This window comes from Faecalibacterium tardum (assembly GCF_040096515.1).
GTDB lineage: Bacteria > Bacillota > Clostridia > Oscillospirales > Ruminococcaceae > Faecalibacterium > Faecalibacterium tardum.
Genome location: NZ_JBBMEO010000011.1, coordinates 16,974 through 35,463, shown reverse-complemented (window position 1 = coordinate 35,463; position 18,490 = coordinate 16,974). Strand labels below are relative to the sequence as shown.

General features: G+C 52.1%; 20 protein-coding genes. 4 read left to right on the top strand and 16 right to left on the bottom strand.

Annotated features, from left to right (window positions below; genetic code table 11):
- Positions 1-2 precede the first annotated feature (2 nt).
- From WMO44_RS08460 to WMO44_RS08440, 5 genes are all read right to left on the bottom strand, one after another.
- The gene (locus tag WMO44_RS08460; RefSeq protein ID WP_349152330.1) at positions 3-452 is read right to left on the bottom strand and encodes a NanQ anomerase/TabA/YiaL family protein; all 450 of its coding nucleotides are present in this window, start codon (positions 450-452) and stop codon (positions 3-5) included.
- A gap of 73 nt (positions 453-525) precedes the next feature.
- Positions 526-1,455 carry a dihydrodipicolinate synthase family protein gene (locus WMO44_RS08455; RefSeq protein ID WP_349152329.1) on the bottom strand — a complete coding sequence of 310 codons (930 nt, stop codon included), beginning with the start codon at positions 1,453-1,455 and terminating at the stop codon, positions 526-528.
- Between the two features lie 26 nt (positions 1,456-1,481).
- Positions 1,482-2,453 (bottom strand): carbohydrate ABC transporter permease, encoded by a 972-nt coding sequence (locus WMO44_RS08450; protein WP_055186355.1) that lies wholly within the window; start codon positions 2,451-2,453, stop codon positions 1,482-1,484.
- 14 nt (positions 2,454-2,467) lie between these two features.
- Positions 2,468-3,364, bottom strand: a complete 897-nt coding sequence (locus tag WMO44_RS08445; protein ID WP_349152348.1) for a carbohydrate ABC transporter permease — start codon at positions 3,362-3,364, stop codon at positions 2,468-2,470.
- Between the two features lie 130 nt (positions 3,365-3,494).
- Positions 3,495-4,850 (bottom strand): extracellular solute-binding protein, encoded by a 1,356-nt coding sequence (locus tag WMO44_RS08440; RefSeq protein ID WP_349152328.1) that lies wholly within the window; start codon positions 4,848-4,850, stop codon positions 3,495-3,497.
- A gap of 486 nt (positions 4,851-5,336) precedes the next feature.
- Between WMO44_RS08440 and WMO44_RS08435 the strand changes: the two genes are divergently transcribed.
- Positions 5,337-6,182, top strand: a complete 846-nt coding sequence (locus tag WMO44_RS08435; protein WP_349152327.1) for a MurR/RpiR family transcriptional regulator — start codon at positions 5,337-5,339, stop codon at positions 6,180-6,182.
- Positions 6,183-6,314: 132 nt separating this feature from the next.
- Here WMO44_RS08435 and WMO44_RS08430 read toward each other — a convergent pair whose 3' ends face one another.
- The gene (locus tag WMO44_RS08430) at positions 6,315-7,019 is read right to left on the bottom strand and encodes a Bax inhibitor-1/YccA family protein (RefSeq protein WP_349152326.1); all 705 of its coding nucleotides are present in this window, start codon (positions 7,017-7,019) and stop codon (positions 6,315-6,317) included.
- 108 nt (positions 7,020-7,127) lie between these two features.
- On the opposite strand from WMO44_RS08430, the gene hemW reads away from it, so the two are divergent.
- Complete coding sequence (gene hemW, locus WMO44_RS08425; protein WP_349152325.1) at positions 7,128-8,210, top strand: radical SAM family heme chaperone HemW; 1,083 nt, start codon at positions 7,128-7,130, stop codon at positions 8,208-8,210.
- A gap of 271 nt (positions 8,211-8,481) precedes the next feature.
- On the opposite strand, the gene WMO44_RS08420 is transcribed toward hemW, so the two are convergent.
- From WMO44_RS08420 to WMO44_RS08375, 10 genes are all read right to left on the bottom strand, one after another.
- Positions 8,482-10,005 carry a recombinase family protein gene (locus WMO44_RS08420; RefSeq protein ID WP_349152324.1) on the bottom strand — a complete coding sequence of 508 codons (1,524 nt, stop codon included), beginning with the start codon at positions 10,003-10,005 and terminating at the stop codon, positions 8,482-8,484.
- Positions 10,006-10,018: 13 nt separating this feature from the next.
- Positions 10,019-10,339, bottom strand: a complete 321-nt coding sequence (locus WMO44_RS08415) for a type II toxin-antitoxin system RelE/ParE family toxin (RefSeq protein ID WP_120120646.1) — start codon at positions 10,337-10,339, stop codon at positions 10,019-10,021.
- Positions 10,336-10,641, bottom strand: a complete 306-nt coding sequence (locus WMO44_RS08410) for a type II toxin-antitoxin system RelB/DinJ family antitoxin (protein ID WP_035393314.1) — start codon at positions 10,639-10,641, stop codon at positions 10,336-10,338. The genes WMO44_RS08415 and WMO44_RS08410 overlap by 4 nt, the downstream gene beginning before the upstream one ends.
- 168 nt (positions 10,642-10,809) lie before the next feature.
- Positions 10,810-11,550 carry an ABC transporter permease subunit gene (locus tag WMO44_RS08405; protein WP_349152323.1) on the bottom strand — a complete coding sequence of 247 codons (741 nt, stop codon included), beginning with the start codon at positions 11,548-11,550 and terminating at the stop codon, positions 10,810-10,812.
- The gene (locus WMO44_RS08400) at positions 11,550-12,347 is read right to left on the bottom strand and encodes a carbohydrate ABC transporter permease (RefSeq protein ID WP_349152322.1); all 798 of its coding nucleotides are present in this window, start codon (positions 12,345-12,347) and stop codon (positions 11,550-11,552) included. The genes WMO44_RS08405 and WMO44_RS08400 overlap by 1 nt, the downstream gene beginning before the upstream one ends.
- A 1-nt stretch (position 12,348) precedes the next feature.
- Positions 12,349-13,815 carry an ABC transporter substrate-binding protein gene (locus WMO44_RS08395; RefSeq protein ID WP_349152321.1) on the bottom strand — a complete coding sequence of 489 codons (1,467 nt, stop codon included), beginning with the start codon at positions 13,813-13,815 and terminating at the stop codon, positions 12,349-12,351.
- Between the two features lie 20 nt (positions 13,816-13,835).
- Positions 13,836-14,267: a hypothetical protein gene (locus WMO44_RS08390; RefSeq protein ID WP_143405465.1), complete on the bottom strand. Its 432-nt coding sequence runs from the start codon at positions 14,265-14,267 to the stop codon at positions 13,836-13,838.
- 58 nt (positions 14,268-14,325) lie between these two features.
- Entirely contained in the window at positions 14,326-14,574 is a 249-nt protein-coding gene (locus WMO44_RS08385; RefSeq protein ID WP_097776517.1) for a hypothetical protein, read from the bottom strand.
- Between the two features lie 168 nt (positions 14,575-14,742).
- Positions 14,743-15,408: a sigma-70 family RNA polymerase sigma factor gene (locus WMO44_RS08380; protein WP_349152320.1), complete on the bottom strand. Its 666-nt coding sequence runs from the start codon at positions 15,406-15,408 to the stop codon at positions 14,743-14,745.
- Positions 15,392-16,222, bottom strand: a complete 831-nt coding sequence (locus WMO44_RS08375) for a helix-turn-helix domain-containing protein (protein ID WP_349152319.1) — start codon at positions 16,220-16,222, stop codon at positions 15,392-15,394. Before WMO44_RS08375 ends, WMO44_RS08380 begins: the two co-directional genes overlap by 17 nt.
- Positions 16,223-16,998: 776 nt before the next feature.
- Here WMO44_RS08375 and WMO44_RS08370 point away from each other — a divergent pair.
- Positions 16,999-18,264 carry a plasmid recombination protein gene (locus tag WMO44_RS08370; protein WP_349152318.1) on the top strand — a complete coding sequence of 422 codons (1,266 nt, stop codon included), beginning with the start codon at positions 16,999-17,001 and terminating at the stop codon, positions 18,262-18,264.
- Positions 18,265-18,281: 17 nt separating this feature from the next.
- Entirely contained in the window at positions 18,282-18,458 is a 177-nt protein-coding gene (locus WMO44_RS08365) for a hypothetical protein (RefSeq protein WP_223387700.1), read from the top strand.
- The last annotated feature ends 32 nt before the right edge of the window (positions 18,459-18,490 follow it).

Sequence of the window (18,490 nt, the reverse complement as noted above, 5' to 3'; positions counted from 1 at the left end):
TCTTACTCCTCCATTCTGATCTTGACAACGGCCTTGCGCACGCTGACGCATCCGTGCTGTGCAAGGCCGGGTTTATGCAGCTCCTCCGGGAAGAACAGTACAAATCGACCCTCGCCCAGTGCACCGGTCACTACGCTGGCACTGTCCTGAAAGCCGCAGTCCCCGGTAAATTCCCCGATCTCCGCGCCGGGCAGATTGGTGTAGCCCCAGCCCTCGCTGCCGGTAAGGTCTGCCTGTAAATCAGCATAAATCTTGTGGTACTCCGGGTGGTATCCCGCGTCCGGGTGCAATGTGGCGTCCATCAGGTTGATGAACACCTTGTCGCCGTCCACCTCGGTGCGCCCCAGCGGCAGGGCGGCAAGGTCGTGGGTAAGCAGGTAGTCAATGACGGTATCCAAGTTGGGGTGCAGTCCCCTGTACCGGCCCAGATGCTGCAAGGTATCGCAGATCATTCGCGTTTCCTCCAATAAAAGAAGCGCCCGTCTCCCCTCTGGAAAAGAGACGGAGAGGGGCGCTTTTATTTTGTTACAGCTTTGCGATGGCAACTTCGATCATGGCCTGTGCCTCGGCAACGATGGGCTCATCCTCGGGGATCAGGCCGGGCATCGGTGCGCGCACGCTTCCCAGCTCCAGCCCGTACATCCGGCGCAGGATCTCCTTTTGCACGGCATACAGGTTGCCGTGGGCGGAGCACATCTTGTAGATGATGCGGTCGGCTTCGTACTGGATGGCACGGGCCTTTGCGATCTCGCCCTTTTCCAGATGGGCGTTCATAGCCAGATACAGCTCCGGCATCACGGCGTAGGTGCCGCCGATGCCGCCGTCTGCACCGATGACGCGGCCGGAAACGAACTGCTCGTCCGGTCCGTTGAACACCACAAAGTTGCCCTCGCCGCGGGCGGCAATACCGGCATCCTTGAACATCTGGATGTCCTGCGTGGGCATGGAGCTGTTCTTCACGGCTACCACGTTGGGGTTCTTCAGCATCTCGTTCAGCAGGCTCATGGTCAGCGCCGTGCCAGCCAACTGCGGGATATTGTAGATGACGAACTCGGTGTTCGGGGCGGCAGCGGACATATCGTTCCAGTACTTGGCAATGGCGTATTCCGGCAGGTGGAAGTAGATAGGCGGGATGGAGGCAATGGCGTCCACGCCCACGCTCTCGGCGTGGCGTGCCAGCTCCATGCTGTCGGCGGTGTTGTTGCAGCCGACGTGAGCGATCACGGTCAGCTTACCCTTGGCCTCGCTCATCACGGCCTCCAGAACGGTCTTGCGCTCATCGACGTGCTGGTAGATGCACTCGCCGGAGGAGCCGCCCACATATACGCCCTTGACGCCCTTGGCGATCAGGTGGCGGGTCAGCGCCTTGACGCCCTCCACCGAAATGTTGCCCTCTGCGTCATAGCAGGCGTAAAAGGCAGGGATGACACCCTGATATTTTTTGATATCTTTCATGTTTCAAGCCCTTCTTTCTGTAAATTTTAGCCCTTGACTGCACCCATTGCGATGCCCTTGGTGAAGTACTTCTGGAAGATGAGGAAGATGATGATGATCGGCACAGCAGCCAGTGCAGCGCCTGCCATGATCAGACCAAAGTCGGTGCTGTTTTCTGCCTGCAGCTTTGCAATGCCCAGCGAGATGGTCAGGTTGCTGGTGCTGGACAGCATGATCAACTGCATGAAGTAATCGTTCCAGCTGTTGATGAAGGTAAAGATGGCCAGTGCGCCGATACCGGGCTTGACCATGGGCAGCACGATCTTGACAAAGGTGCGCGCCTCGCTGGCACCGTCGATACGGGCAGCCTCCAGCATTTCGGTGGGGATGCCCTCACTGAACTGCTTCATCAGGAACACGCCGAACGGCCAGCCCACGATGGGGAAGATGACCGCCCAGATGGTGTTGTACAGGTTCAGTGCGCTCATCTCGCGCAGCAGGGGGATCAGGATGACCTGCTTGGGCAGTGCCATGGCGCAGACAATGAGGGTGAACAGCAGCTTGCGACCCACAAAGCGCTTTTTTGCCAGCGCATAACCGGCCATGGCGGCGGTCAGGCAGGTAAGGATCATGGACATAACGGCCATGAACACGGTGTTGATCATCCAGCGGATGGCGGCGGGAGCCATGGGACCCACCGAGAAGTAGACAGGCTCGCCGTTGGCGCTGAACTTGGAGCCGAAGGGCACAGCCAGCTGCCACAGCGGGGCACGCTTCCCGGCAAACAGTTTCTGGTAGTTGGTCAGCACCCACTGGCTGGGCCACCACTCGGGGGTGGTCGCGTTGATGGCGGCACCGGTCTTGAAGGAACCGGTGATGATCCAGTACAGCGGGAAGGCGAACAGCACCGCCATGATGCTGATGAGGATGATGGCCAGAATGGCGTAGGCGCTCATCTTTTTCAGTTTACTGGGATGGCGCTTCAACGGTTTTTGCTTTTTTGCAGCAGTTGCACGCATTGTTCCGCACCTCCTTAATTATCCTTGTTGCCCATCTTGAACTGGACAGCAGACAGAATGGCGATGATCACCGCCAGCACCACGCCCATGGCGTTGCCATAGCCGTACTTGTACTGCTTGAAGGCGGTGTAGTAGATGTAGTACATAATGGTATCGGTCTTGTGGTTGGGGCCGCCGGAGGTCAGCAGCTGGATCAGTGCAAAGCACTGGAAGGAATTGATGGTGGTGATGACCAGAATGTACAGGGTGGTGGGTATAATGGCCGGCCACTTGATCTTCCAGAAGCACTGGAGGTCGGTCGCGCCGTCCACCTCGGCAGCCTCCACGATGGACTGATCCACGTTGCCCAGTGCCGAGACATACAGCACGATGGGCTGACCCACGGAGGTAGTGAGCAAGATCAGGATGATACAGCCCAGTGCAAACCGCTCGTCACCCAGCCAGTTGATGTTTTTGTCCAGAATACCAAGGCTCTTGCCCAGATAGTTAAAGATACCGTAGTAGTTGTTGTACATCCACTTCCACACCACGGTAACAGCGACCGAGCCGGTGACCACGGGCAGGTAGAACACGCAGCGGAAAAGGCTGGTGGCCCACTCCGGTAGGTCTACGATGGCGGAGGACACCCACAGCGAGAAGATGCAGGTGATGGGCACCGACACGATGACGATGACGAAGGTGTTCTTTAATGCGCCAAGGAAGATGGGGTCGGCAAACAGGGTCTTGTAGTTTGCCATCCCCACAAAGATATCCGCGCGGTTCATGGTGGAGTCAAAGAAGCTGGTCACCACGCAGAGGATCATGGGGTAGATGACGAAGCCCAGAAAGAAGATCAGGCTGGGCAGCAGGAAGCAGTAGGAGGCGAAGGTTTCGCGCCGTACCAGCGCACTGCTGCGTTTGGGCTCTTTCATTGCCGTCTTTGCAGCCAAGAGGATCACCAGACCTTTCGTTTGAGAGTGTTTTTCCATAAAAAGGCCCCTCCCTCACCCGGAGGAAGGGGCCTTGCGGTTCAGCTGTGATGCAGTTCAGAAAAAGTAGCGCTTATGCCTCGGCAGCAGCGGCTGCGTTTGCGTTGTCCACGAAGGTCTTGACGGCAGTCTCAACGGCCTCGCCGGAGCCCACGCGCTGCAGCATGTTCCACCACTCGGTACGGGCAGTGGTCCAGCCCGGGGTGATCTGGTAATAGTCGCCCAGATAGCCCATGAACTTGCTGTACTCGCTCATGACCTCGTTGCCGGCGTAGATGTCGCCCACGCTGGTGCGGACGGGGAAGTAGGTGGAAGCCAGCACGCTGTCCTTCACCTGGTCGGGGTCAGCAGCGATAAAGCTGATGAAGGTCTTAGCGGCCTCGATCTTGGCCTCATCGCCGTTATCAAAAATGCCGAAGCCCCAGATGCCGCCGCACAGCTTCGGGTCGCCGCTTTCGGTGGGGAATGCCATGGGGAAGATCTCGTCGCCGCTGATGGTCTGGCCTGCGGCAGCGGTGTCAGCGTTCAGCTGCTGTGCAATGTTCCAGCAGAAAGCCATCTGCAGGGTGCCGTTGCGGAACAGGGTGATCTCCTCGCCGCCGTTGATGGAGGGATCGAAGTTGACGCCCTTTGCATCGTACAGAGCCTGAATGGCCTTGATGTTCTCGGCAGAGTCGGCGGTGTACTTGGTGTGGGCTGCATCGGTAAAGGTGCCGCCGTACATATTGTTGATGATGGCGCGGGTACCCTGGTCACCGCCCTGACCGCTGCAGTAGATGGCTGCCACGTTCTCGTAGCCGCCCTTGTACAGTGCGTCCACAGTGTTCAGGAAGCCCTCGGTGCTCCAGGTGTGCTTGTCGGTATCAATGTACTGGTCAGCGCCCACTTCCTTGACCTTGGTCATGTTCACGGCCATGCAGTGTGCGGTCATGCACAGGGGATACTCGTAGTAGTCGCCCTTCTCGTTGTGGCAGGCAGACTCCACAGAAGCGTAGATGTCCTTCTTGGCATCGTCGGTCCACAGGTCGTTCAGCGGAGCCATAACGCCCTTGGCACCCCAGTTGGCCACCAGACGCTCGGGGCCTTCCATGACCAGATCGGGTGCGCTGCCGCCCTCGATGGCGGTGTTCACCTGATCGTCGCCGTTGGTGTAGTCCAGATACTCCACGGTCACCTTGATGTCGGGGTACTTTGCGTTGAAGCTGGAGATCAGGTTCTGGACGGTATCGTCATTGCCCCAGCCGCCGATGGGGTATGTCCACAGCTTGATGCTTGCGCCGGTGCTGGCTGCACTTGCAGCAGCAGAGGAAGCGGTGGAGGAAACAGCAGTGCTGGTGGAGGAGGAACCGCCGCAGGCGGCCAGTGCACCGGCAGCGCCCAGAATACCGGCAGCCTTCAGGAACGAACGGCGGGAAATGCAGTTTTTCATGGTAGATTCTCCTTGTTCATCTTCTTCGACCCATCGGGGGATCGTACTCCGTTTTGCTCGTAGCGGCTGCTCGTGTCTGCAGCCGTTGTTTGTAGCCTAATTATAGAAAATTATTTTCATTTTGTCTATTCATTCTTTTCATAAATTTTCATTTTCAAACCCAGCAGCCTGCACAAATTTGTGGGATATCAGAAAAAACACAATATTTTCATCCACTTCACTTGTCAAAATAGTTACAAAACGGTACACTTTCCCCGCCTGTTCTGAAAATCGCTTTCAGTTTTGAAATCGTGAAAATGAAAAGCATTTTCACGATTTGAATCATTTTTTCCAAAAAAACTGTGCCCTCTGCACAGAATCGGCGGGTAAAATGTGGTCATTACGCCTCTTGCACAGCGGCGCGGTTTCTCTTATACTTTTATATAAGAAGGTAAGCACGAACACGGCACCGGCACCCGTCGGCGGCCTAAGTCAGGAGAAGGAAGAATGTCTACAAATTTTTGGGAGCTGCTGCAGCAGCATCAGGGCGACCTGACAAAATCCGGCCGCACGGTGGCCGAATATCTGGTGCAGCACGCTGCGGAGGCACAGTATCTGTCCATATCGTCGCTGGCCAGAGAGTGTCAGGTGGCCGAGGCCACGGTGTTCCGGTTCTGCCGGGCGCTGGGCTTTGAGGGCTACCACGAAATGCGTATTGCTCTGGCGCAGGCCAACGCCACCGGTGTGCTGGTGAACCAGCAGGAGCCCGCCCCGGACGCCGACACCGCTACCCTGTGCGAGCACGCCTCGGCGCTGTTCATGACCGCCATCAATGGCACCCAGAACGCTCTTTCGCCGCAGGCGGTGGAGCAGGCTGTGGCGCTGCTGCATAGCGCCCGGCAGGTGTTCTGCATGGGACAGGGCGGCAGCATGGTCGCCGCCAGCGAGATTTGTGCCCGGTTCGCCTGCATCACCAACAAGTTCCGTGCCACCGCCGACAGCCACATGCAGGTCATGGCTGCCAGCCTGATGACCGAGCAGGACGTGGTGCTGTTCGTCTCCTACTCCGGCGCTACCCGCGACCTGATGGAGACCCTGCGCACCGCCAAAGCCAACGGCGCAAAGATCATCCTGATCACCCACTACGAGGACTCCCCCGGCGCAAAGCTGGCAGACATCGTGCTGCTGTGCGGCGCACAGGAAAGCCCGCTGGATTCCGGCAGCATCCCCATCAAGGTGGCGGTGCTGTATGTGGCCGAAGTGCTTGTGCTGCGGTATATTCTGGACGATAAGCCCAGCAGTACCGAGGCACAGGAGCGCACCACCGAGGCGCTGGCCGTAAAGCTGCTTTGAGCATCGACCTAAAATAGCAGGGATAACGGAGCATCCGCGGATGCTCCGTTATCCCTTTTTACACAAAAAAATCGGTCAGACCCGTAGGTCTGACCGATTTTCAGTTTATCAATATTTTTCAGCGCTATACGCTTAGTCGCGGCGGCGGCTGTTGAGACCCAGCAGACGCACCACATACAGGAAGATGTTGATGAAGTCCAGATACAGCGTCAGTGCGCCGTAGATAGAAGCCTTTTCCGCCAGCTCGCTGTCCCCTGCGTAGTAGGAGTACATCTGGCTCAGCTTCTGGGTATCGTAGGCGGTCAGCAGCATGAACACCACCAGACCAATGCCGGAATACATCACCGTGCCCATAAAGCCCATGCCGAACAGCAGGCCGACGAAACCGGTGATAAGCAGCGCAAACAGTGCCATCATCAGTTTGGGGCCCCAGCCGGACAGGTCTTTGTGGGTGGTGGTGCCGTAAACTGCCATCAGGCCGAAATACAGCGAGGTGGCAAGGAAGGCCAGCACCAGCGTGCCCACTTCAAAGGCAAGGAAATAATAGCTCAGCACCATGCCGTTGAGCAGGGCGTAGCCTAAAAACACCCCTCTTGCCGCGCCCACGGACATATTCTGCACCCGGGCGCTCAGCACGAACACCAGCGCCAGCTCGGCAATGGTGAACAGCAGATACAGCGAATTAACCACATAGAACAGCGGTGTGGTGGCGGTGACAAACGCCGCCGCAAAGGTGACCAGCAGTCCCAGCGCCATCCAGCGGTAGGTGCGGGTCATATAATCAGCCGAGGTCATTGTAGGCTCTGCATAGCCACGGTTGTAATTGTTGTAACTCATCTGGGTTCCTCCAGTCTATTCTGCGGAGCATTTCTCTCTTGCTCCGGTCTACGGAATATAGTATACTGCATAGAAATGAACGTTTCATGAAAAAGGCTGTGATATTGTATGTCCCTTGGACTTTATCTGCATATTCCCTACTGTTTTTCCAAATGTCGGTACTGCGATTTTTATTCCCACCCCGGGGAGCGGGGCGTACCGGACGCCTATGTGGACGCGCTGCTGCGGGAGCTGCACCGCTTTGCGCCGGATGCGCCCCTGCGGCCGGACACCCTCTATTTCGGCGGCGGCACGCCCAGCCTGCTCACCCCGGCGCAGGCCAAGCGGCTTATCCGGGCAGCAGACCCCGTGCCCGGTGCAGAGATCACCTTGGAGGCAAACCCCGAGACCGTCACCGAGGAGAGCCTGCGGGGCTTCCGGGCGGCGGGGGTGAACCGCATCTCCTTCGGGGTGCAGTCCGCCCGGGACACCCAGCTGCGCACCCTTGGTCGTCCCCACAGCGCCAAGCAGGCGCGGGCAGCCTTTGCCGCTGCCCGGCGTGCCGGGTTCGAGAACATCAGCGGCGACATCATGCTGGCATTGCCCCACTACACGCAGGCCGAGTTCGACGAAACATTGGAGCTGATCGAAAAAGGCGGTGCCACCCATATCTCGGCTTATCTTTTAAAGATCGAGCCGGACTCTGCCTTCGGCAAGCACCCGCCGGAGGGTCTGCCCACAAGCGATGAAGCCGCTGATTTCTACCTCTACGCCGTGGAGCAGCTGGAACACCACGGCTACCGCCAGTACGAGATCTCCAACTTTGCAAAGCCGGGCTACGAGGGGAAGCACAACCTCATTTACTGGGACTGCGGCGACTATCTGGGCCTTGGCCCTGCGGCACACTCCTGCATGGGCGGCAAGCGGTTCTGCTACGCGCCGGATACCGCCGCCTTTCTGCAGGATGCCGCCGCACCCATCATGGACGGCAACTGCGGTGCAGAGGACTACCTGATCTTGCAGCTGCGGCTGCGCAAGGGGCTTGACCTTGAAGCTTACAAAACTCTGTACGGCAAGCAGTTTTCCACCGCGCAGCTGGCCTTTGTGCAAAACTGCGTCCGCGCCGGGTACGCCACCTTTGATGGCCGCATCCTCGCCCTGACCCCCGCCGGGCTTATTGTGCAAAACAGTATTCTTGCCCAGCTGCTCTGATGGGCGAGTGAAGCAAAAACAGCAAGGCAAAGTATCGTAAAACAAAACCGCAGCGTATTTTGATACGTTGCGGTTTTTTGGTGGGCGCGGGTGGATTGCGCGAGCCGCGCAGAAAAGGAACCCGGGTCGCGGCTCCCAGCGGCTGCATCGTGCCTTGGGCGGCACGCGCATCCTGCTGGCCGCAGCCCCAACAGCTCCTCCCTGTTTCTGCCGCTGGCAGCGGTCGTCGCTGTTGCTGTTCGAATCCACCCGCTCTATGAGTTTAGCCTTGTTACAAAACAAAAACCTCAGCGCACTTGCATACGTTGAGGCTTTTTGGTGGAGCGAAGCAACCCAAATCCGAACCATTGCCCTCTGGGGCATCTTTGGCGGCAATTTCATCGAAAGTGATGGTTTTTGTGCCGTCTTTGTAGTTGAATGTAATCAAAACTTTTTCATCATAGAGATAAATCGCGTTCACGAATGTATTGATAAGCGTTTCCCGGTGGCTTTTCACGTTCGGGTCGAGCTTGCGGAACCGGGTCAGCCAGAACCGAATTTGATTTTCGCTCAACCGTGGCCGAGCGATTTTTTCTTCGGCAATCCGAACTTCAAGCTCTTTCTGCTGGGCTTCCAGCTTTTCCAAACGCGATTTGGTGGAGTTGGTCAGCACACCAGCTTGAATGGCGTTCAGCATATTTTCAATGCCGTTCTCCACCTCGCGCATCTGCTTTTCCAGCAAAGGGAGTGTGGTGTTTTCCTGTTCCTGCAACTCCATGACCTCTGCAACGATGGCATCAATCACGGCATCGTCTTGAATCAGCTTCATGGTTTCAGCTATGACCAAATCTTCCAGCCACTCTTTACGGACGGTCTTTTTCTTGCAGGTCTTGAAACGTTTCGCGGTGGCACACTTATAATAATGATGAACGACCTTGTTCCGGCCTGTGCCGCACTCGCCGAACATCATCGCGCCGCACATTCCGCAGAACAGCTTGGTGGTGAGCAGATAATCATCCTCGGCCTTGTGACGGGCAGGAGCGCGGCTGTTCTTCTTGATTTTTTGCTGCACTTCTTCAAACAAGTCCTTGTCCACGATGGCCGGGATGCTGTCGGGCATTACGATGTCCTTGAAGTGGTTTTCTCCGATGTAACGTTTGTTCGTCAGCAACTTCTGAACACTGTTATAGGTGAACTTCTGGTTGCGGTTGGTAGTCACACCGCTGTCGTTCAGCCAGTTCATCAATTCTTTCATGGTCGCACCATCGTTGTACCGCTGGAAGGCTTCTACCACAAAGGGGACTTTCAGCGGGTCAATTTGAAAGAACTTTTCCTCATCCACCTTAAAACCAATGGGAATCGTGCCGCCGTTGTACTTCCCCTTCAGAACATTCTCAGTCATGCCGCGCACGACCTTTTCAGAAAGTTCTGCGGAATAGTATTCAGCCATGCCAGTGAGCATACTCTTGACCATGATACCCGCAGGGCTGTCAGAGATAGGCTCCGTGGCAGATACCAGCTTGACATGATTCCGTTCCAACTGATACTCATAGTGGGCCGAATCATAGCGGTTTCGGGCAAAACGGTCAAGCTTCCAGACCAGCACGATGTCAAACAGCCGTTTTTCGCTGTCCTTGATCATCTGCTGGAAGTCCGGGCGGTTATCGGTTTTGGCGGAAAGGGCACGGTCAATGTAGTGCTTAACTACCGTAATGCCGTTCTTTTCGGCATAAGCCGTACATTCACGAATCTGGCCTTCGATGGATTCTTCGCGCTGGTTATCGCTGGAATAGCGGGCGTAGATTACGGCGGTCATGCGAACACCCCTTTCACTTCATTCTCCGCAGACGGCGCACAAGGTCAGATGCACTGTACAGCACACGAGCCACTGACACCGCATCCTCGCCCACGATGTAGAACACCGAGTAGTTGTCCACCAGCATCTGCCGCAGCCCTTGGGTGCGCTCTGGTTCACTTTCCACCAGCGCGCAGCGTTCCGGCAGGATGTTCAGCGATTGGATAGCTTCTGCAATGCGGTTATACTGCCCCATAGCCGTGTCAGGCTCCAGCAGACGGTCAGCAATATAGCTGTAAATCTGCTCCATATCGCTGAGGGCTGCATAGGAAATTTTTACGTCATACTGCTTCATCTGTGCTGTTCCCTGAACTGTGCGAATGCGCTTGCAGCATCCACGGTATCACCGTTCTGAATCTCCTTAATGCCCACCTGCAAGGCTGCATGAAGCTGGTCATCGGTCATGGTGTCAGCGTTCAGAGCCGCAGGAGCTTTCGGTAAAGACAGCGAGAAGGGGATGCCGCCAGTCAGGGTGATCTGGCGCAGGTACATATCAATGGCTGTTGCCATCGGGATGCCGAGCTGCTTCAGCACGTCTTCGGCTTGCTGCTTGACAGTAGGGTTGACACGGAGATTGAGTGTCATCGTTTTTTCCATGGTTATCACCTCAGCTTCATTGTAACGTATTTTGCGTTGCAAATCAACAACTTCCAAACTTATAATTAAATTTCTCCATATTGCACAACATATTTATTGCAGAATTGTTCAAAGATCAAAATATCCACCCTGTTGCTGAAATGAAATCAAGCTAGTCATTCTTATTTTTCACGTATCGATTATCTTTTTTACCATTGTACCGAACAAAATCATCAGCGGAATCGCAAAGAGCAAACATAGGACATTTTTTAATTCAGCATTATCCGTTGAAAGCTGCATCAAAATCATAGAGAGCGGATACTTTTCTTTGCTCTGCAAAAATGTCATGGGTTGTTCCAAAAGATTCCAGCTCTCAGCGATAGAAAGGAATGCCGCAATCATAACATACGGTCGTACAATTGGAGCATAAATTTTCCTAAAAAGCACCCAGTTGCTTGCGCCGTCACAAATTGCTGAATCGAACAGGCTACTGTCAATTCTTTTTGCTGCGAACCAAAAGAGTAAAATCATCCAAGGCTGGAAAGCCGTCATTATCAATAGCCCTTTCAGGGAATCCAACCATCCAATATTCATCAGAACCAGATATTGAGGGAGCATAAGTGCTTGCTGCGGCAAAAGCAAAAAGAAAACACAGGTCAAAAGAAAAAATGTCTGCGCTTTCGGAGATGGGATTCTGGCAATCGCATAACCTGCAGGCAGTGCAATCACAATTTGAATAAGCACTCCGACAATTGCAAGAATCGCGGTATTTTTATAGGCGCAAATGAATTCCATCAGAGAATCCATCTGCCACAAGTCATCTGGGTTTATATCAAATGTCGGGAAAACAAGAAATACGCATGGCAGCACAAAAATCACAGCAGCTATCAAAGATAACATCCTATATGTAGCTTCTTTTCGTGGGTTCATCAGTTATTCCTCTTTTTTCTTGCCAAGTACATTCCGATCAGCACAACGGCCCCAACAAAAAGCACAACCAAAACAGATGCCGCTTCCAGTCGTGCATAGTTCATATTCATAAAATTGTTTTGTAGAAAGTGCTGAATACTATATAATTGTTCATTCGGATGACTTCCTCCAATCAAATAGGCTTCACGGAAACATCGAAAGCTATTGTAAATCGTCAAGATTCCACAAATCAATAAAGAACTCTTTATTATTGGAAGCTTTATGTACCAAAAACATTGTAAAGGGTTGACTCCATCTAGCATGGCGGCATCTATGATCTCGGATTCAATGGATTTCATAGCAACCATAAAAATTAAAATTGAGAATCCCAGAGTTTTCCATAATACAATTACAAGGAACACATAAAATGCAAATGGTGTTTCACCCCACTGGCTGGGAGACTTTTGTAAGATGCTTGATGCAATTGTCACAACACAAGCTGCCGGAAGTATTGAAGGAACAAGGAAGAACAGACAAAGTTTTTCTTGTCGGAACTTTATATAAACTTCCGCAATGAAAATGCCAATAACCAAATTGACGGGTATAATAATAGCCCACAAATGAAACAGATTTCTAACAGCGAGTGAAAATGCCTCATTTTCAAAAAGATCCACATAATTTTGTATGCCGACAAAATCAGTTCCTGTTCCAAGAAAGAAACTTTTCCCAAAAGCAATCAAGATTGGAAACAGATAGCAAAAAAATCCGGCAATAAGTGCCGGCAGAAGAAGGATATTGTTCTGAAGATTCTTTTTCATTTTATTCATCAAGGTACAATTTGAGCCGCGGAGTAAGTTGATCAACAAGCTCATCAAGGGTAATTTCATCATTCCAATACTGAACCATCGTTTCGCTTAGAAGATTTCCGCCATCCTCACTTTGATCAAGCTGCAAGGCACGGTACCAAATTGTGTGATATTGCGCTGCATTGATCTTGTCACATATTGTTTCAAGTTGATCTAGCTGTGCATCAGTCAAATTGTCACCATACATCTCTTTTCGGTTTTCAATATCTTCTTGCCCTATTTTTTCATGGGATGCATCATAGACACTGAATTGATATTGTGCTTCCATACATTTTTTAAGACATCCACGTCGGACAGGAAACATATCTTTATCTGCAAACGCCGAACTCGACTGGCATTCTTCACTAAGAAGATAAGCTAAAAGTGCTTTTACCTCTGCTGGATGCTTTGTGTTTCGATTTCCCATTGCGTAAGAACCGATTTCAGCAGTAACACCGCCTAGCTCATTGGGAATGGGAAGTGTTACGGTTTTGATTCCAAGAGCTGCACACTGCCGAAGAAGTCCCACCGTCATATAGCTTGGGTCAAGACTAGCAAAAGGTTCACCGTTTGCAAAATAATCTTGGACTACTTCTGGATTGAAACTGTCAAACAAACCATTTTGCATCTCATAAGAAATTTCACCCGTACGGAATTCTTTCTCGTATGCTAATGTTTGCCGACAACTAACTGTGTCCAAGTTAATAGTGTGATTCTTGTAATCGATAATTGGCTGCGATAACGCGCTTGTCATGCTAAAGTCCATCACAACCAGCATTGGTTTTTCCTTGTAGACGCGCAGCAGTTCATCCATCGTGGCCGCAAGGCTTTTTGATGCGGCTTGCATATCAAATCCGCTGTCTTTCAGAACGCTTTCTGCACTTGTCAGAGCTGGAACTGAAAAGCACAAAGGTAAAATATACTGTTTTCCTTTTAGTTTTCCAGCATCTAAAAGAGGCATATAAAAATTCTCTGCTGTGAATTCGTTTGAATCCATTACATCGGTAAGATCGAGAAAAGCTCCATTCATCATACTCTTTTCAATATCTGGAAATAGATTAACATTCGTCAATCGGTTTCCTTCCATAATAAAAAGGTCGGGACCCTTGCCTGAAAGGATTTCCGTATTTAGCTGATGAATCTCTGCCTCACGCTCTGCGGTATCACCCTCTTTTGGCGATATGAACTGTATTGTGATATTCGGGTTCTCTTTTTGATAATCTAGCAGTTTTTCATAGATAGGACAATGTGTATCAGGATTTGCATAGTGAGCGGTAAGGTAGACTGTTAAAGTGACTGGATTTGAGCTATCCTCTGCAACGGGCTTAGCTAAATCAGTTTCCTTCTTGGTAGATGCGCATCCTGTGAGAAGAACCAGCAGGCTTACAATAATAGCGGCAATAAATATACTAAATCGGTTATTTCGTCTATTGTTATACATAACTTCAGGTTCTCCGACTTCTAAAATTTTGCTTCATACCAATACCAATGTGCTGCAATTCGTTCAGTATATTGTGTATTATCACCTTCTGATTCTGCCCACGACCATCCATTTCCACTTTTTACAAACTCAACCGGAACATCTTGAAAGCCATGTGGTTCATCATCTTCAGAATAGTAAAAGCCCTTATATGTAGTACTCGGAATGAGCCCGAAAGAGCCTGTACAAAATTCCACCATATCATCTGCGTAATAATATACTTTCCATCCATTCCACTCTAGCGGTCCCATTGGATGTTCTTCTATCACTTTCCGCGCATAGTTTGTCAGCTCATCCTGATTTCGCAGTACATAAGACTGGATGGATTTTTTGCTAAATGGCCGAACAATCAACGCCGTAGCTACAGCAATACACCCTAGTGCGGTCAAAAGTCCAATGCAAATTCTTTTCATGTTTTTCTCCAGTCAACTGAAAACATATCACGCTGTAAGAACTATGATATCGCAGACTTTACTTTAGCGTGTGTACAATATGCAGTGCCATATCTGCATTTTCTTTGTCTACAAATATCTCTGTGATATACTTTGGTTTTATACCTAGAGTTCCAATTCTTGCCTGATCGAACGTATTACGCCGATTGACATCTTTAGTTTTGCAATAGAACTTGATTCCCGCAGCCGCCAACGCATCCGTGATGCGATTGCACTGGTAGGGGTCAGAAACAGCTGCAACTTGTGATTTGAAAAATTGTTCTAACATAAAAAGGCCTCCTATATACGTTCTAAAAGAAGTTCTTACAAATCCTTTTTAAAACAACGAAATTTAAGCCCGCTTTATTTCATCCGTCCACAATTTTTTTCAAAATCGTATGGTTGCACATAAATTTCCAGAAAGCTTGTAGCACAATCACGATTTTTTTCTTTTTATTCAAAGAAACCACCACGGCAGTTCCAGCCACAGGTTATCCATGGCCTGTTCCTCCGTCTTTTTGGCGCGGCCTTTTGTCAGGTGAAAGTATATCGCCGTGCCGATCAGTGGATGCTCTTCGCCATCAGTGAAGCCATAGCGGTACAGCAGGTAGGTCTGCTCCCGCTGGGTCAGCCGTTTCAGACCATCGTACAGTTCCCGGCGCGATTCCTGCTCCTCCATAATGATCTGCGGCTGCATGGCGTAGGGGTCGGCTATGGCTTCAATGCGCCGCAGTTGTTCCTCTCCCGGCAGAACATCATCCAGCGAAACACGCTGGTAACAGATGCCGTCCTTGTCTTCCGTTACCATCCGCTGCTCAAAAGCAGTAAAGGCATCCCGCACCATGTCCATCATGGCATTGCGGATGGCAGGAGCCGCGTAGGTCAGGAACTTCATGCCGCGCGCTGCATCGAACTTCGGCACAGCTTTCCACAAGCCCAGATTGCCCGCCTGTTTCAAATCGTCCGTGTCAAGGTTCAGGCCAGCCTGTGCCAGATTCATGCTGCGAAAAAGGTCATTTGCCACCTTGCCAATAAAGGACTTGTTGTTGTCGATCAGGCTGTCCAGCGCGGCAGCATCGCCTTTCTGTGCCAGCGCACAAAGCCGTTCATTCGTCTGCTTCATGGGCGTTTTCCTGCTCTGCGGCAGACTGCAAGATTTCCAACAGACCGCTTCGCAGCTGTTCCAGTGCTTCCGGTGTGGCTCCTTCCATACCCGAAACGCTGTCCAACATTGCATCTGTCAACTGCTCTGCCGTAATCGTTGGGTGCTGCACATCCTGCCCTTTGGTCAATTCGGTGAACATTTTCTCTGCCACTTTCTTGCTCATGGCTTCCTGCTCGGCGTAATGGCTCCCGATGCCCTTTTTGATCTCCTTGACCGCTGCCATGAAGTACATTTCAATATCATCAAGGTCGCCTTGATGCACTGGCTTTCTCCGAAGGCTGATGTCCTTTGCGGCTTTGGCTGCTTCCGGGGTCTTGACCTTTGTGCGCAGCAGAGTGCTCAATGTCGTGAGCATGGCGTTCTGTGCTGCGATGCCGGAAGCAAAGGTATCATCAAAATACTGCGCTATGCGGTAAGTAAGCTCTGCAAAGCGGGCGTTTTCCAACAGCAGGTTGACCACCTCTGTATTGACACGCCCTGTGTAGAGGTTCCTTGCGGCTTCAACGGACAAGCCCAGTTCGGCAATGTCGTAATTTTTGCGGTCAGGGATGTTGGTTTCTCCCAGCAGGAAATCCGTAGATACGTTGAACAGCCTTGCAATCTTCAGCACCTGCTCATGGGTCAGCGTCCCTTTTGCGCCGCTGATGAAGCGGCTGATGGTGCTTTTGGAGCAGCCGATTTCCTTGGCAAGCTCCGGTTGGCTGATGTTGTGCTCTTTCATCAAGTCCGCAAGACGGACGTTGGATGGTGCGGGCAGATATTCCTGTGCCATGTGGTCGGCCCTCCTTTTTGAGTTTTTTCCTCATTATAATACGCTCTGCCGTTTTGTTCAATATACGTTTTCCTCTCTGCCTTTGCTGTTGCAAATCTGCAACCAGTAAGGGCTTTTTTCTTTTTCCGTTGCAGTTTTGCCGCTTTTTTGCTCTTTCTGCAAAATTTTCCGTATATTCAGGCACAAGGCAAAAAACACCAGAGTTCCCACTTTGGGGTACTCTGGTGCAACACATAACATCGCCCTGCCCGGTGGCCGCAGGGTGCGTGGTTTCGTGGGCATCGAACCGCTTGTCCACCCCTGCCCGTAAAAAGTGCATTTTTTCACGGAAGAAGTTTGTACAACCTGTACGGTCTGTACTTGTACGCACCCGTACGGCGAATTAAAGCAAATTAAAACGTGTTATCGTTTATATTTCACATTTCCGTACGTCGTACAGACCGTACGGGTTATTTGAAGTCCGTACGCAATTTTTTCAGATGCGTACGGAGCAATCAAGTTCGCATTGTGCGAACTTGTCGGGGCGAGGCCCCTCCATCTTGCTGGCGCAAGACCGTTCGGTCACTTAAAAGCCCCACTGGGGCTTTCATTGCTTCGCAAACGTGAACTCGATTAACTCTCCCGCAGGAGACGTTCCCCCTCGGAGAGTCCTCGAAGAGCCCACTACACTTTGCAGACCATAGGGATGAAAGTGTTATAGTGGGTTATTACACTTCCGAAGAAGTGCATCTCCGTCCCCGTCACCTTCCTCTGAACCCCGAAAGGAGGGATGCCCTTTGGCAAGAAATGATGGTATTGACCGCACCAGTGTCCGAAATCTCGCCGTTTCAGACAAAGCCGTTGGCAACACCCAGCAGCACAACGAGCGCGAAAAGGACAGTTATCGGAACCCCGACATTATCCCCCAGCGCGCTGCATGGAACGTCCACTTCAAAAAGCCAACCGCCCGCTACACTGACCTGTTCGCCCAACTGGAAACCGCTGGTACGATTTCAACGCGCGGCCTGAAGCCGGATGCTACCCACTACTGTGAACTTGTCTTTGATGTCAACTCGGCCTATTTTGACAATCACGGTGGCTACGAGTTCGCCAAGCAGTTCTATGCGGATGCCTACAAAGCTGCTGTGCAAATCGTGGGTGGTGAGCAGTATATCCTCTCGGCTGTCATGCACGCCGATGAGATCAACCGTGCCATGACCGAAGCACTGGGCCGGGAGGTCTACCACTATCATCTCCATGTGGTCTATGTGCCTGTGGTGGAAAAGCAGATCCTCTGGTCGAAACGCTGCCAGGACAAGGCACTGGTCGGCACAGTCAAGGAGACCGTCATGCAGGTCAGCCGAAGCAAGAAGTGGGCTTCCAAGCCCCTGCTGGACGATGCCGGAAAGCCTGTCCTGCAAAAGAGCGGCAAGCCAGTCCTGAAGAAGTCGTACAGTGTCCTGCAAGACGATTTCTTCCACTATATGCGCAACGCCGGGTATACGGATGTAGAGCGCGGTGAGCGTGGCAGCACTGAAGAACACCTGACCGTCACCCAGTTCAAAGTCCAGCGGGAGCAGGAGCGACTGGACACTCTGACCGCCCAGATTGACCAGAAAGAGCAGCACCTCACCCAAACCAACAAAACCCTCTCCAAGACCGAAAAGGAACTTGCCGCTGTGCAGAAAAAGGTCACGCTCACAAAAGAAGCCCTCATTCATGCGCGCGATCTGGATTATATTGGTAAGCGCACCTTTCTCGGCAACTATTCGCTGACCGAAGAAGAGTTTTCCAAGCTGAAAAAGCAAGCCGACCACGGCTATATGATGGATGTGGAGAACCGCCGCCTGAAAGAAGAACTTTCCACCGCCAAGAAAGAGGCCGTTCGTTGGAGCAACAAGTACCACGACCTGTGGTACGACGTGAAACCCTATCTGGATGCTCTCCACCGTGCGCCCGAACTGGTGCGTGGCTTTCTGGAAAAGATTCTTGCCCCCAAGCAGGAGCGCACCATGAATGTGCCGCAGCGAAACCGCAAGCGTGGGCAGGATATGGAACTTTGAGTTTCGGAGGATACCACTTGAACAAAAAGAAGAAGTCGAACAAATCCGGCTACCCGGATGAAGCAATCAAAACCCTTGCACGTTGCTTTTATCCCTCCATGGTTGAGTTTTTCAACAGCGAGGAAGGCCAGCGTGAATATGAGGAATGGCTGAAAGAGCAGGAAGCTCTACAAGCCTTGCCTGTTGCAGCATAAAAACAGCAGGACGCTCCCGGTAAAGGGAACGC